This window comes from Salibaculum sp. (assembly GCF_035270045.1).
In the GTDB taxonomy this organism is placed as follows: domain Bacteria; phylum Pseudomonadota; class Alphaproteobacteria; order Rhodobacterales; family Rhodobacteraceae; genus Salibaculum.
The window spans coordinates 25849-39539 of record NZ_DATFIP010000037.1 but is presented as its reverse complement, the minus strand read 5'-3'; the positions used below and the strand labels follow the sequence as shown (position 1 = coordinate 39539).

The following is a 13691-nucleotide window of genomic DNA, read 5'->3' as shown; positions in this document are numbered from 1 at the left end:
TGACCGCCCCCTGGATCATCGCCGGCGCTGTCGTCCTGTTCGCGCTTGTCAGCACGACGCGGATTCTGAGGCGGTTTCTCCTTGCCTTCGTCGTCGCGGCGGGCGGGCTTTTGCTGCTGCATTTCCAGACCGATCCGGGTGAGGCCGGGGCGGCGCTGGCGGCGATGGGGGGCGGTGTGGCCCTTGCCTCGCCCTTGCGGCGCATCGTGACAGGGGGCTGGGGATGAGCCTGCCTGTGCTTCTGTCCATCCTCTGGGTCTTCGCGGCGACGCTCACGGCGCTTTTGCCCATGCGGAACCAGTACCTGCCCGGGATCACCCTGCTGATCGCGGCGCCGATCCTGATCCTCTGGCTGGGGGCGGCGCATGGCTGGGGCTGGTCGGCGCTCGCTCTCGCTGCCTTCCTGTCGATGTTCCGCAACCCGCTGCGCCATATCTGGGCGCGGGCACGCGGCCACGGCGCGGAACGCCCCTGATGAGCGCGTCCCTCGTCGCCGTCTTTCTCTGGGCCATCGCGGCCAACGTGCTGGCCATGATCCCCAGCCGCGACAACCACTGGACGCGGGCCTACCTGCTGATCGGTGTCGGCCTGCCGCTGCTTGTCTGGGTCACGGTTCAGAACGGCCCCTGGGTCGGTTTGCTGGTGCTGGTCGCGGGCATGTCGATGCTGCGCTGGCCGGTCCTGTTCCTGTGGCGCTGGCTGCGGGGGCGGGTTGAGCGCGGCCCCGCCGACGGGTAGGAGCAAGCGATGACACCTGAATTCGACCTGCCCGAGGTGCGCGGCACCCTGACCCGCGACCGGGACCTGTCCGGCCTGACATGGCTGCGGGTCGGTGGGCCGGCGGATGTCTTCTTCCAGCCCGCGGACGAGGCCGACCTCGCCGCATTCCTGGCTGCCTTGCCCGAGGCGGTGCCGGTCTTTCCCATGGGCGTCGGGTCCAACCTGATCGTGCGCGACGGCGGTATCCGCGGCGTGGTGATCCGCCTGGGCCGGGGCTTCAACGGGATCGAGATCGAGGGAACGACCGTGCGCGCGGGCGCCGCCGCGCTGGATGCGCATGTCGCGCGCAAGGCGGCGCAGGCCGGTCGCGACCTGACCTTCCTGCGCACCATTCCCGGGGCCATCGGCGGGGCCGTGACCATGAACGCTGGCTGCTACGGGAACTACACCTCGGATGTTCTTCGCGAGGTGCGCGTCGTGCTGCGCAATGGCACCCTGAAAACCCTGCCCACGGCAAAGCTTGGCCTGGCCTATCGCTCCAGCAGCCTGCCGGCTGGTTGCGTCATTACCGAGGCGGTCTTCGATGCGCCCCCGGGTCAGCCCGAGGACCTGTTCGATCGCATGGAAACCCAGTTGTCCCAGCGTGACGCCACGCAACCCACCAGGGACCGGACCGCCGGGTCCACCTTCCGCAACCCGGCCGGGTTTTCCAGCACGGGTCGGGCTGATGACACCCACGATCTGAAGGCCTGGAAGGTGATCGAGGACGCCGGGATGCGCGGCGCCACGCGCGGCGGGGCCGTGATGAACGCCAAGCACGCGAATTTCCTGACAAACGCGGGCGGCGCCACGGCTGCCGACCTCGAAGGGTTGGGCGAGGCGGTCCGAAAAAAGGTTTACCAGAACAGCGGCCTCACGCTAGACTGGGAAATCAAGCGGGTCGGAGAACCGGCCGCCGAGAAGTAAGCCCGAAAAACGGGAACGGCCCCACAGGCAGGGCCAGGCAGATCGACAACAAACGACCGCCTAAAGGTGGTCAAAATCAAGGGTCGTGCAAAAGCGGCCGGAAACCGAGGCAGTGAGCGTGTCGAGCAGGGCACCAAAGACGATTGCCGTCCTGATGGGCGGGCCATCGGTCGAGCGGGAGGTCTCCCTCAGCTCGGGGCGTGAATGCGCACGCGCGCTGCGCCGCGCCGGCTACGACGTGCGCGAAATCGACGCCGGTGCGGACCTTGCCGAGGATCTCAAGGCGATGCGGCCCGACGTGGTCTTCAATGCGCTGCATGGCCGCTGGGGCGAGGACGGCTGCGTGCAGGGCCTGCTGGAATGGCTGGGGCTGGCCTATACGCATTCCGGCGTGTTGTCCTCGGCGCTGGCCATGGACAAGCAGCGCACCAAGGACGCCTATCGCGCCGCCGGCCTGCCGACCATTCACAGCGTTCTGGCCGACCGCGCCACGATCGAGGCGGGCCACATCATGGACCCGCCCTATGTCGTCAAGCCGAACAACGAAGGTTCCAGCGTCGGGGTTTATATCGTCACCGATGCCGGCGATGGTCCGCCGCGGCTGGCCCCGGACCTGCCCGAGGTGCTGATGGTCGAAACCTACGCGCCGGGGCGCGAACTGACGACCACCGTGATGGGCGACCGGGCTCTGACGGTCACCGATATCATCACGGACGGCTGGTATGACTACCATGCCAAGTATGCCGAGGGCGGGTCGCGTCACGTCCTGCCCGCCGAAGTCCCGCAAGACATTTTCGACGCTTGCCTCGACTATGCGCAGCGCGCCCATGATGCGCTGGGCTGCCGGGGCCTGAGCCGCACCGATTTCCGCTGGGACAGTACGCGCGGGCGCGATGGCCTGGTGCTGCTGGAAACGAATACGCAGCCCGGGATGACGCCAACCTCGCTTTCGCCGGAACAGGCGGCCCATTGCGGCCTAGATTTCCCGGCGCTGGTCACATGGATGGTGGAGGACGCCTCGTGCGGGCGCTGAAACACAGTCGCCCGGGCGCGCCGCGCCGCGATCCCGCGCCGTCGCGCTGGGGCTACCGCTTCCAGCGGTGGATGCTGACGCCGGGCCTGCGGCGGCTGATCTTGGTGGGTCTGCCGCTCCTGGCCCTGGGCGCCGCTCTGACCGGGTGGGCCGCGCAGGAGGCGAATCGTCAGATGGTTTCCGAGGCCTTTGCCAAGGCCCGGATGGAGTTTTTCAGCCGCGAGGAATTCATGGTCCGCGTCATGGCCGTCGACGGCGCCGACGATGCCTTGTCGCGCCAGATCCGCACGGTCTTGCCGGTGGAATTCCCGACCTCGTCCTTCGACCTGGATCTCGAGGCGATGCGCACGAAGGTGGCCGCGCTCGCGCCGGTGGCCGATGCCGCGCTCCGGGTGCGCCCCGGCGGGGTGCTGCAGGTCACCGTTCAGCAGCGTCAACCCGTGGCCGTCTTCCGCGGGGCCGACGGTTTGCGCCTGGTCGATCCCGAGGGGGTGCTGATCGCCCCTGTCGCGGCTCGGGCTGACCGGGCCGATCTGCCGCTGATCACCGGTGACGGCGCGCGCGCCGCACTGGCCGAAGGTCTGCGGCTCTATGACGTGGCCGGTCCCATCCGCCACCGGATGCGTGCCGTGGTGCGCATGGGCGAGCGCCGCTGGGACGTGGTGCTCGATCGGGGGCAGCGCATCCTCCTGCCCACCCAAACACCGATCCGCGCCTTCGATCGGGTGATCGCCCTGGACCAGGCCCAGGACCTGCTGGACCGCGACGTCTCTGTTGTCGACATGCGCAACGCGGCCCGGCCAACCATCAGACTCAATGAACAAGCCGTCGCGGAACTGCGCCGCGTGAACGGAGAAGAGCCAGAGGCAGGTGACGAATGAAGGACCTTTACCAAAGCCAGCGCGCCATGCGCAACATGCGCCAGGCCGCCATGCAGCGCGGCGTGATCGCCATTCTCGACGTGGGCACCTCGAAGATCGCCTGCCTGATCCTGCGCTTCGACGGGCCGGAACGCTTTCGCGACAGTGACGGGGTCGGCTCCATGGCGGGGCAATCCTCGTTTCGCGTGATCGGCGCGGCGACAACGCGCTCGCGCGGGGTGCGTTTCGGCGAGGTCGAGGCCATGGCCGAGACCGAACGCGCCATCCGCACCGCCGTGCAGGCGGCCCAGAAGATGGCCAACGTGCGTGTCGATCACGTCATCGCCTGCCTGGGCGGGGGGCGGCCGCGTTCTTACGGGCTGGACGGGCAGGCCGGGGTCGAGGGCACGGTCGTGACCGAGGCCGACATCGGCCGGGTCCTCTCGGCCTGCGAGGTGCCCGATTACGGCGAGGGCCGCGAGGTGTTGCACGCCCAGCCGATCAACTTTGCGCTGGACCACCGCACCGGCATGGCCGATCCGCGCGGCCAGATCGGCAACGACCTGACCTGCGACATGCACATGCTGACGGTCGAGGCGGCGACCATCAGCAACCTGCTGCACTGCATCAATCGCTGCGACCTGGAACTGGCCGGATTGGCGTCGTCGGCCTATGCCAGCGGCATCTCGGCGCTGGTCGAGGACGAACAGGAACTGGGTGCGGCCTGCATCGACATGGGCGGTGGCACCACCAGCCTGTCGATCTTCATGCGCAAGCACATGATTTTTGCCGATACGGTGCGCATGGGCGGCGATCACGTCACCGGCGACATCTCCATGGGGTTGCAGGTGCCGCTGGCCATGGCCGAGCGGATCAAGACCTTCTACGGCGGCGTCATGGCCACCGGCATGGACGATCGCGAAATGATCGAGGTGGGCGGCGAGACCGGCGACTGGGAACGCGACCGCCGCAGCGTCAGCCGCGCCGAACTGATCGGCATCATCCGCCCGCGTGTCGAGGAGATCCTCGAAGAGGTGCGGATGCGGCTGGACGCCGCCGGGTTCGAGCACCTGCCCAGCCAGCAGATCGTGCTGACGGGTGGGGCCAGCCAGATCCCCGGTCTGGACGGGCTGGCCAGCCGCATCCTAGGCCACCAGGTGCGCCTGGGCCGGCCGCTTCGCGTGCAGGGGCTGCCGCAGGCTGCCACCGGCGCGGCCTTCTCGGCCTCGGTGGGGCTGTCGCTCTTTGCCGCGCACCCCCAGGACGAATGGTGGGACTTCGACATACCGGCCGAGAAATACCCGGCCCGATCGCTGCGACGGGCCGTGCGATGGTTCAAGGAGAACTGGTGATACGCAAGATTTTGCCCAATTGCCGAAATACGGCGGTTTCAAAGGCCGAACCGGCCCATATTTTGCGGTGTTTTCCCAGTTTTTTCGTGACCATCGGGCCTGATCCGGCTAGGATCGCGCACAATAAGGCGGAAAATGCCCGGTGGGACGGGCGCAGCAGAACAGGCGGACAGATATCATGACCTTGAACCTCTCCATGCCCGGACAAGACGAGCTCAAGCCGCGCATCAGCGTCTTTGGCGTCGGCGGGGCCGGCGGCAATGCCGTCAACAACATGATCGAGCAAGAACTCCAGGGCGTCGAATTCGTCGTTGCGAACACCGATGCCCAGGCGCTGCAGCAATCCCGTGCCGATCAGAAGGTGCAGATGGGCGTCAAGGCGACCGAGGGGCTGGGCGCCGGTGCCCGGGCCACCGTCGGCGCCGCCGCCGCCGAGGAAAGCATCGAACAGATCGTCGATCACCTGGCGGGCGCGCACATGTGCTTCATCACCGCCGGCATGGGCGGGGGCACCGGTACCGGTGCTGCCCCGATCATCGCCCAGGCCGCGCGCGAGCTGGGTGTGCTGACTGTCGGTGTCGTGACCAAACCCTTCCAGTTCGAGGGCGGCAAGCGGATGCGCCAGGCCGAAGAGGGCGTCGAGGCCCTGCAGAAGGTCGTGGACACGCTCATCATCATTCCCAACCAGAACCTGTTCCGGCTTGCCAACGAGAACACCACCTTCACCGAGGCCTTTGCCCTCGCCGACGATGTCCTCTACCAGGGCGTCAAGGGTGTGACCGACCTCATGGTGCGGCCCGGCCTGATCAACCTGGACTTCGCCGACGTTCGCGCGGTGATGGACGAGATGGGCAAGGCCATGATGGGCACCGGCGAGGCCGAGGGCGCCGAACGCGCTGTTCAGGCCGCCGAAAAGGCCATCGCCAACCCGCTGCTGGACGAGATCAGCCTGGAGGGCGCCAAGGGGGTCCTGATCAACATCACCGGCGGCTACGACCTGACACTCTTCGAACTGGACGAAGCCGCGAACAAGATCCGCGAGAAGGTCGATCCGGACGCCAACATCATTGTCGGCTCCACCCTGGATACCGGGATGGAGGGTCAGATGCGCGTTTCCGTCGTGGCCACGGGTATCGACGCCGCCGAAAAGACCAGCGATGTTCCGCTCCCGCGCCGGTCCATGGCCGCGCCGCTGACCCAACACGTCGAGGCCGAGGCCCCCAAGCCACAGGCCCAGCCGGAGCCGGAGCATCAGCCTGCTGCCGAAGCCGCCCCCGAACCGACGCTCTTCGATGACCCCGGCATGGCCCACGACGAGACGGCCCACGAACAGGCCGAGGATATCTTCGATGCCCCGGCCGCCGCGGCGGCGGCCGATGATGACCTGCCGCAGCCGGCCTACCAGCCCCGCGCGCAGGCGCCCGATCCGCAGATCGACGCCGATCCGGAGGGTTTCGTCGCGCCCCAGCGGCCGGCCGCCGGGACACCTTCTCCGGAAACGCTGGACCGTCTGCGCGCAGCCGCCTCGCGCGCGAAGGGTGGCGAGGCGCCCGCGCAGCCTGACCCGCGGGCCGAAACGCCCGAGGAGGCCCGGCCACGACTTGGCGGGCTCAACGGGTTGATCAACCGCATGACCGGTCATGGCGAGGAGCAGAGGGACCGGGCACAGCCGCAGGTCACGTCGATGCCGCGCCAGCAGGCCCAGGCCGCCGAACCCAACGAGCCGCCGGCGGACTCGGATATCGATCCGGACGAGGAACGCATCGAAATTCCAGCGTTCCTGCGGCGCCAGGCCAACTGAGGCCGGCCGCACGATGGTTCACATGTTTTGCGAAAGGGCCGCCTCGGGGCGGCCCTTTTCATTTGGAAAACCGCCGGTTGCAGGCTGCGCGCCCCGGCGTGGGCAGGCCCCCGCCCAGCCCGTGCAATTGTGTTTCAGTCGGTCGCAAAGAGTGAATTGAGCCATGACGCCCCAGCGCATAGTGATTGACACGGGATTAAGAAAGATGGGGACACCTTGCAGACGACCCTGAGATCAGACCTGTCGCTCGACGGTATCGGCCTTCACCTGGGCGAGACAGCGCGCGTCACCCTGCGCCCGGCCCCGGCTGATCACGGGATCGTATTCCGGCGCGTTGACCTGCCGGGCCGCCCGCGCGTGCCCGCTCGCTGGGATCGGGTCATCGTGGCTCCGCTCAACACCCGCATCGAATCCGACGCGGGTGTCAGTGTCTCGACGATCGAGCACCTGATGGCCGCACTGGCCGGGTGCGGGATCCACAACCTGCTCGTCGATGTCGACGGCCCAGAGGTTCCGATCCTCGACGGGTCGGCGGCATGTTTTGTCAGCGGCATATTGCGGGCCGGGATCCAGCGGCTTGATGCGCCGCTGCGGGTGATCGAGATCCTGGCGCCTGTCAGTGTGCGGCTGGGCGATGCGACCGCGCGCCTGGACCCGTCGGAGAGCCTGCGCATCTCGTTCGAGATCACCTTCAAGGAAGCCGCGATCGGCCACCAGCGCAAGAGCCTGAACATGGCCAATGGCGCTTTTGCGCGCGAGCTGTGCGATTGCCGGACCTTCTGCCGCGCGGGTGATGTGACCGCCATGCGCGAACAGGGCCTGGCACTGGGGGGCAGCTATGAAAACGCCGTTGTCGTGGACGGTGCCCAGGTGCTGTCGCCCGGCGGGCTGCGCCGGGCCGACGAGGCCGTGCGCCACAAGATGCTGGATGCCCTTGGCGATCTCTACACCGCCGGGGCGCCGATCCTGGGTGCCTATGCCGGCCAGCGTGCGGGCCATGCGGTGACCAACGCGCTGTTGCGGGCGCTTTTTGCGCGCCCGGACGCCTGGGCGTGGAAAACCTGCGACGCTGAAATCGGCGCGCGCCTGCCGGGCGTCGGCCTGACGCTGGCCGATCTTCCGGCCGTGGCCTGACCGCAAATTGGCGTTTTGCCCCCGGTTTTTATGTGCTAGACCTCGAAGCAGTCGGGCTTTGGTCCGGCACAAGAAACGTGAGCGGGGGCGCCTGATGTCGGGCCGCGGCAGAGCTGTCAACATAAGGTCTGTTATCGTGCCCGGGGTTCTGGCCCTGGCACTTCTTGGCGGATGCGGCGGATTCGATCCGCGCCAGCCGGGTGCCTTGGATCAATACAGCGCCGAGGAAATCTTTCAGCGTGGCGAGTACGATCTCGAACGCGGGCGCGAGGACGACGCGGCCTATTACTTCGGTGAGATCGAACGCCTGTATCCCTACTCGGAATGGGCCAAGCGCGGGGTCATCATGCAGGCCTTCGCCTATCACCGGGACGGCGATTACGCGAACGCCCGGTCCAGTGCGCAGCGGTTCATCGACTTCTACCCGTCGGACGAGGACGCGGCCTATGCGCAGTATCTTCTGGCGCTGAGTTACTACGACCAGATTGACGAGATCGGCCGTGACCAGGGCCTGACTTTCCAGGCCCTGCAGGAGCTGCGCAAGGTGATCGAGGTCTACCCCGACAGCGAATATGCGCGGTCGGCGGTCCTGAAGTTCGACCTCGCCTTCGACCATCTGGCGGCCAAGGAAATGGAAGTGGGGCGCTATTACCTCAAGCGCGATCATTTCTCGGCCGCGATCAACCGTTTCCGCGTCGTGGTCGAGGATTTCCAGACCACGAGCCACACGCCCGAGGCCCTGCACCGGCTGGTCGAGGCCTATCTCTCGCTCGGGCTGACCGACGAGGCGCAGACCGCGGGCGCCATCCTGGGCCACAACTATCGTGCGACCCAGTGGTACGAAGACAGCCATGCGCTGCTGACCGGGCAGGGTCTGGAACCGGCATCGATCGGGGACAACTGGCTTTCGGCCATCTACCGCCAGATGATCCGCGGCGAGTGGCTCTAGGCGCCACGCATGCTCCGGCATCTCGACATTCGGGACATTCTTATCATCGACCGGCTGGACCTCGACTTCCAGCCGGGCCTGAACGTCCTCACCGGGGAAACCGGGGCCGGCAAGTCGATCCTGCTGGACAGCCTTGGCTTCGTGCTGGGCTGGCGGGGCCGCGCCGACCTCGTGCGCCAGGGTGCCGACCAGGGTGAGGTGACGGCCGTCTTCGACCTGCCGGCGGGGCATCCCGTGCAAGAGGTTCTGGACGAGGCCGGAATCGTCCACGAGGGCGAGTTGATCCTTCGCCGGGTCAACGCCCGGGATGGACGCAAGACAGCCTGGATCAACGACCGCCGCGCGAGTGGAGAGGTGCTGCGACGGGTCTCGGACACTTTGGTGGAACTCCATGGCCAGCATGACGACAGGGGTCTTCTGAACCCCCGCGGCCATCGCGATCTGCTGGATGCGCACGGCAGCCACGACCTTTCGGCGGTGCGCGGGGCGTGGCGGGATCTGCGCGGGGCGGAAAGAACGCTGGACGAGGCCCGCGCGCGTGTCGCCGCCCTGTCCGAGGAAGAGGACTTCCTGCGCCATTCCGTTGCCGAGTTGGATGCTCTGGCGCCCGAGCCGGGCGAGGATGAGACGCTGGATGCCCGCCGCCGCCTGATGCAGGCCGCCGAGAAGATCGGCGCGGATATTTCCAGGGCCATGGAGGCCCTTGGATCGCAGGGGGCGGAGGGCATGATGGGCGATGCCCTGCGCTGGCTGGACGGGGCCGCGGACAAGGCCGAAGGGCGGTTGGACGATCCCCTGGCCGCGCTGGACCGGGCCATGACCGAGCTTGGCGAGGCGCAATCCGGTGTCGAAACCTGCCTGCAGGCGCTGTCGTTCAATCCTGCCGAACTGGAGGAGGTCGAAGAGCGGCTCTTTGCCATTCGCGGGCTGGCGCGCAAACATGCCGTTGCGCCCGACGCCCTGGGGGACTTTGCCGAGGACCTGCGCGAACGACTGGCGGCGCTGGACCGGGGCGCGGGCGATCTGGCCGAGCTGGAGCGCGCGGTCGAGACGGCGCAGGCAGCCTATGACGCGGCTGCCGGGGACCTGTCCCGGGCGCGGGCGGCCTCGGCCGCGGCGCTGGATGCGGCCATGGCCGATGAACTGGCCCCGTTGAAGATGGAGCGCGCGGTCTTTGCCACCAGGCTGTCCAAGGCCGAACCGGGCCCGGATGGCATGGATGCCGTGGCCTTCGAGGTCGCCACCAATCCCGGCGCACCTTCGGGGCCGCTCAACAAGATTGCCTCGGGGGGCGAGCTATCGCGCTTCCTTCTGGCGCTCAAGGTCTGCCTGACGCGCCATGCCGAAGGGCTGACTCTGATCTTCGACGAGATCGACCGCGGCGTTGGCGGGGCCACCGCGGATGCGGTCGGCCGTCGCCTGGCCGACCTGTCGCAGGGCGGCCAGGTCCTGGTGGTGACCCATTCGCCGCAGGTCGCCGCCCTGGGCGACCATCATTGGCGCGTGGAAAAGCGCCAGGCCGAAGAGACCACCCTGACGACGGTCAAGCCGCTGGACAGTGCCGACCGGGAAGGCGAGATCGCCCGCATGCTGTCAGGCGGAACGGTGACCGAAGAGGCCCGCGCCGCGGCACGGGCGCTTCTGGTCCCGGTCCCGGGGTGATGTTCGAAAAGGTATATTTCCTGGATAAATTTTCAGAAAAAGCAAGATTCAGGGCAGAATAAGTCAATCCTGCCGCAGCATCTTGCCCGGGTTGAGCAGGCCCTGCGGGTCCAGCGCCTGCTTGACCGCGCCCATGACATCCCATCCGGCACCGTGTTCGGCGGCCATGTAGCCCAGCTTGCCCATGCCGATCCCGTGTTCCCCGGTCACCGTGCCGCCGAGCCGCAGGGCGCGCTCGGCCATGCGGCGCGACAGCTCCTCGCTCGCGGCGCGCTCGGCCGGGTCGCCGGGGTCCATCAGCAGGATGGCGTGGAAGTTGCCGTCGCCCACATGGCCCAGGATCGGGGCCGGGATGGGCGCGGCGGCGATGTCGGCCTGGGTTTCGGCCACCGCCTCGGCCAGGGCCGAAATGGGCACGCAGACATCCGTGACGATGGCCGTGGTGCCCGGGCGCGCAGCCAGGATGGCCCAATAGGCACTGTGGCGCATCTGCCAGAGACGGGTGCGGTCCTCGGGCCGGTCGGCCCATGCGAAGCCCGTGGCACCGTGGTCGGACACGATCTCGCCGAAGCGTTCGGCCTGTTCGGCGACGCCCGCCGGGGTGCCGTGAAATTCGACCATCAGGTGGGGCCGGGCCGGGAAATCGGCCTTCGAGTAGGCATTGACCGCCTCGACCGTTGCGGCGTCAACGAACTCGATCCGGGCCATGGGCAGGCCCATCTGGATGGTCTCAGTCACTGACCCGACCGCCGCCTCTATCGTCTCGAAGGCACAGGTGGCCGCCACGATCGCCTCGGGCTGGCCGTGCAGCTTGAGCGTCAATTCGGTGATCAGGCCCAGCGTTCCCTCGGACCCGACCATAAGCCCTGTCAGGTCATAACCCGCGCTGGACTTGGGGGCCGCGCTGCCAGTGCGGATGATGCGGCCGTCGGCCAGGACGACCTCGAGTGCGCACACGTTGTCGCGCATGGTGCCGTAGCGCACCGCCGTCGTCCCCGAGGCGCGCGTTGCGGCCATGCCGCCAATGCTGGCGTCGGCCCCGGGATCGACCGGAAAGAAGAGCCCCGTCGCGCGCAGCTCCTTGTTCAATCCCTCGCGGGTCAGGCCGGGTTGTACCCGGGCCAGCATGTCGGCCTCGCGCACCTCCAGAACCCGGTTCATCCGAGAGAAATCCACGCAGACCCCGCCGCGCACAGCCAGCGCGTGCCCCTCAAGCGAAGTCCCCGCGCCCCAGCCAACCACCGGCAGGCCGTGTTCGGCGCAGACCCGAATGATCTGTGCCACCTCCTCGGTGGTCTCGGGATAGGCCACCGCGTCGGGCGGGGTCATCGCGAAATGCGTTTCCGAGGTCCCGTGTGCCTCCAGATCGGGCTTGGAGCGGGACAGCCGATCGCCTAAGACGGTCCCGAGGGCTGTGAGTGCGGCGGCGTGGGGCATGGATGACGTCCTCCTTGGCGTCAAACTAGGACAGCCGCGGGCAGGGGAAAAGCCGGGAAGTCACAATGGCCAAGCCACCGACATCGCCGCTCAGGCAGGGGGTCATCGACGCCCTTGCCGCCTGTCGGCGGGGCTGGCGGGTGCTGCGCACCTCGGGGGCCGGGCAGATCCGGTTCTGGTTCATCGCGCTGGCCGTCGGTATCGCCTCGGGGCTGGCCGCGATCGCCTTTCGCTTCGGCGTCGAGCGCTTGCAGGCCGCGCTTTATGGCACCGAGGACGTGTCGGGCCTGCACACCTTCGCTGCCGGGCTGGATTGGTACTGGCTGATCATGATCCCGGTTCTGGGTGGTTTGGCGGTGGGTGTGATCCTGCACTACACCACGAGCGATAACCGGGTGCATTCGGTGTCGGACGTGATCGAGGGCGCGGCGCTTCATGACGGGCGGCTGAAGGTGCGCCGGGGCTTGGGGTCTGCGCTGGCCTCGCTCATCACGCTGTCCAGCGGCGGCTCCACGGGGCGCGAGGGACCGGTGGTTCACATAGCCGCGCTGATCGCCACGGGGGTGAACAACCGAATCAAGGCCGACGGGATCACCGGGCGCGACCTGCTGGGCTGCGCCGTGGCGGCCGCCGTCTCGGCCAGCTTCAACGCGCCCATCGCCGGGGCGCTTTTCGCGCTCGAGGTGGTGCTGCGGCACTTTGCCTTGCATGCCTTCGCACCCATCGTCATCGCCTCGGTCGCGGGTACGGTGATCAGCCGTATGGCCTATGGTGATGTTACTGAATTCTACATTCCCGGCCAGACCGCGCTGGCCTTTTACGTGGAACTGCCCGCCTACCTTTTGCTGGGGCTGCTTTGCGGCCTGGTCGCGGTGGTCTTCATGCGGGGGCTGTTCTGGGCTGATCGGCTGGCCAGCCACTACCAGAAGCGCGCGGGGCTGCACCCGGTGCTGCGCCCGGCTGTTGCCGGTCTGCTGCTGGGGCTGATCGCGATTCCCTTTCCTCATATCATCGGCGTTGGCTACGAGACGACCTCGGACGCGCTGACCGGGCGGCTGCTGTTCCACGAGGCGGTTGTGTTCACGCTGGTCAAGATCGTGGCCGTTGCCGTGACCTTCGGCGGGCGCATGGGCGGTGGGATATTCTCGCCCTCGCTGATGGTGGGGGCGCTGACGGGGCTGGCCTTCGGCATGGTGGCCACGGGGATATTTCCGGACGTGTCCGGCGCGGCCGCACTCTATGCGCTGGCGGGCATGGGCGGGGTGGCCGCCGCCGTTCTGGGTGCGCCGATCTCGACCACGCTGATCGTGTTCGAACTGACCGGTGACTGGCAGACCGGGCTGGCGGTCATGGTGACGGTCTCGCTGGCCTCGGCGGTGGCTTCGCGGATCGTGGATCGCTCGTTCTTCCTGACCCAGCTGGAACAGCGCGGCGTTCACCTGGCCGCCGGGCCGCAGGCCTATCTGCTGTCAACCTTCCAGGTGACAAGCGTCATGCGGTCCATGGATCATCCCAAGGCTGCCGACCCCGAGGTCTGCGCCAGGCTGATCCGTGAGGGCACCTATGTCGTCGAGGGCAAGTCCCTGGACCAGGCCATGCCGATCCTGGAGGCAAGCAACCGCAACTTCGTTCCCGTGGTCCGGGCCTCCGGCGGCATTGGCCCGCCCGAGTTGCGCGGGGCGCTGTTCCAGGTGGATGCGCTGCGCGCCTTCAATCGCGCGCTGGCGGCCACCGCGGCCGAAGAACACAGTTGAGCCCGCCCGGCAGCGGCGCGGGC

13 protein-coding genes are annotated in these 13691 nt (G+C 67.8%); 12 read left to right on the top strand and 1 reads right to left on the bottom strand.

Features of this window, described 5'->3' with window-relative positions; translation table 11 throughout:
• The 11 genes from VJ897_RS06180 to recN all read left to right on the top strand — a co-directional run.
• Window positions 1-227 (top strand): hypothetical protein (locus VJ897_RS06180; protein WP_324054252.1); only part of this gene is annotated, 227 nt, incomplete at its 5' end.
• Window positions 224-475, top strand: coding sequence for a DUF2484 family protein (locus tag VJ897_RS06175; protein ID WP_324054250.1), 252 nt, complete (start codon window positions 224-226; stop codon window positions 473-475). The genes VJ897_RS06180 and VJ897_RS06175, both read left to right, overlap by 4 nt.
• Window positions 475-738, top strand: a complete 264-nt coding sequence (locus tag VJ897_RS06170; protein WP_324054248.1) for a DUF2484 family protein — start codon at window positions 475-477, stop codon at window positions 736-738. Before VJ897_RS06175 ends, VJ897_RS06170 begins: the two co-directional genes overlap by 1 nt.
• A 9-nt stretch (window positions 739-747) precedes the next feature.
• A complete protein-coding gene (gene murB, locus VJ897_RS06165) occupies window positions 748-1686 on the top strand; it encodes a UDP-N-acetylmuramate dehydrogenase (protein WP_324054246.1) in 939 nt (312 codons plus the stop codon).
• Between the two features lie 154 nt (window positions 1687-1840).
• The gene (locus tag VJ897_RS06160; RefSeq protein ID WP_324054244.1) at window positions 1841-2719 is read left to right on the top strand and encodes a D-alanine--D-alanine ligase; all 879 of its coding nucleotides are present in this window, start codon (window positions 1841-1843) and stop codon (window positions 2717-2719) included.
• On the top strand, window positions 2686-3600 hold the full coding sequence (locus VJ897_RS06155; RefSeq protein ID WP_324054243.1) for a cell division protein FtsQ/DivIB: 915 nt from the start codon (window positions 2686-2688) through the stop codon (window positions 3598-3600). Before VJ897_RS06160 ends, VJ897_RS06155 begins: the two co-directional genes overlap by 34 nt.
• On the top strand, window positions 3597-4931 hold the full coding sequence (gene ftsA, locus VJ897_RS06150; RefSeq protein ID WP_324054241.1) for a cell division protein FtsA: 1335 nt from the start codon (window positions 3597-3599) through the stop codon (window positions 4929-4931). Before VJ897_RS06155 ends, ftsA begins: the two co-directional genes overlap by 4 nt.
• A 178-nt stretch (window positions 4932-5109) precedes the next feature.
• A complete protein-coding gene (gene ftsZ / locus VJ897_RS06145; protein WP_324054239.1) occupies window positions 5110-6732 on the top strand; it encodes a cell division protein FtsZ in 1623 nt (540 codons plus the stop codon).
• 216 nt (window positions 6733-6948) lie between these two features.
• Window positions 6949-7866: a UDP-3-O-acyl-N-acetylglucosamine deacetylase gene (gene lpxC / locus VJ897_RS06140; RefSeq protein ID WP_324054237.1), complete on the top strand. Its 918-nt coding sequence runs from the start codon at window positions 6949-6951 to the stop codon at window positions 7864-7866.
• A gap of 94 nt (window positions 7867-7960) precedes the next feature.
• Window positions 7961-8815 carry an outer membrane protein assembly factor BamD gene (gene bamD / locus VJ897_RS06135; RefSeq protein WP_324054235.1) on the top strand — a complete coding sequence of 285 codons (855 nt, stop codon included), beginning with the start codon at window positions 7961-7963 and terminating at the stop codon, window positions 8813-8815.
• A 9-nt stretch (window positions 8816-8824) separates the two neighbouring features.
• On the top strand, window positions 8825-10477 hold the full coding sequence (recN, locus tag VJ897_RS06130; protein ID WP_324054233.1) for a DNA repair protein RecN: 1653 nt from the start codon (window positions 8825-8827) through the stop codon (window positions 10475-10477).
• Window positions 10478-10540: 63 nt separating this feature from the next.
• Here recN and VJ897_RS06125 read toward each other — a convergent pair whose 3' ends face one another.
• A complete protein-coding gene (locus VJ897_RS06125; protein WP_324054232.1) occupies window positions 10541-11914 on the bottom strand; it encodes an FAD-binding oxidoreductase in 1374 nt (457 codons plus the stop codon).
• 65 nt (window positions 11915-11979) lie between these two features.
• Between VJ897_RS06125 and VJ897_RS06120 the strand changes: the two genes are divergently transcribed.
• A complete protein-coding gene (locus VJ897_RS06120; protein WP_324054230.1) occupies window positions 11980-13668 on the top strand; it encodes a chloride channel protein in 1689 nt (562 codons plus the stop codon).
• The last annotated feature ends 23 nt before the right edge of the window (window positions 13669-13691 follow it).

Excerpts from the sequence above, each read along its gene's own strand:
- VJ897_RS06175 (WP_324054250.1), top strand. The coding sequence starts at position 224 with ATGAGCCTGCCTGTGCTTCTGTCCATCCTCTGGGTCTTCGCGGCGACG.
- VJ897_RS06170 (WP_324054248.1), top strand. The coding sequence starts at position 475 with ATGAGCGCGTCCCTCGTCGCCGTCTTTCTCTGGGCCATCGCGGCCAAC.
- murB (WP_324054246.1), top strand. The coding sequence starts at position 748 with ATGACACCTGAATTCGACCTGCCCGAGGTGCGCGGCACCCTGACCCGC.
- VJ897_RS06160 (WP_324054244.1), top strand. The coding sequence starts at position 1,841 with ATGGGCGGGCCATCGGTCGAGCGGGAGGTCTCCCTCAGCTCGGGGCGT.
- VJ897_RS06155 (WP_324054243.1), top strand. The coding sequence starts at position 2,686 with ATGGATGGTGGAGGACGCCTCGTGCGGGCGCTGAAACACAGTCGCCCG.
- ftsA (WP_324054241.1), top strand. The coding sequence starts at position 3,597 with ATGAAGGACCTTTACCAAAGCCAGCGCGCCATGCGCAACATGCGCCAG.
- ftsZ (WP_324054239.1), top strand. The coding sequence starts at position 5,110 with ATGACCTTGAACCTCTCCATGCCCGGACAAGACGAGCTCAAGCCGCGC.
- bamD (WP_324054235.1), top strand. The coding sequence starts at position 7,961 with ATGTCGGGCCGCGGCAGAGCTGTCAACATAAGGTCTGTTATCGTGCCC.
- recN (WP_324054233.1), top strand. The coding sequence starts at position 8,825 with ATGCTCCGGCATCTCGACATTCGGGACATTCTTATCATCGACCGGCTG.
- VJ897_RS06125 (WP_324054232.1), bottom strand. The coding sequence starts at position 11,914 with ATGCCCCACGCCGCCGCACTCACAGCCCTCGGGACCGTCTTAGGCGAT.
- VJ897_RS06120 (WP_324054230.1), top strand. The coding sequence starts at position 11,980 with ATGGCCAAGCCACCGACATCGCCGCTCAGGCAGGGGGTCATCGACGCC.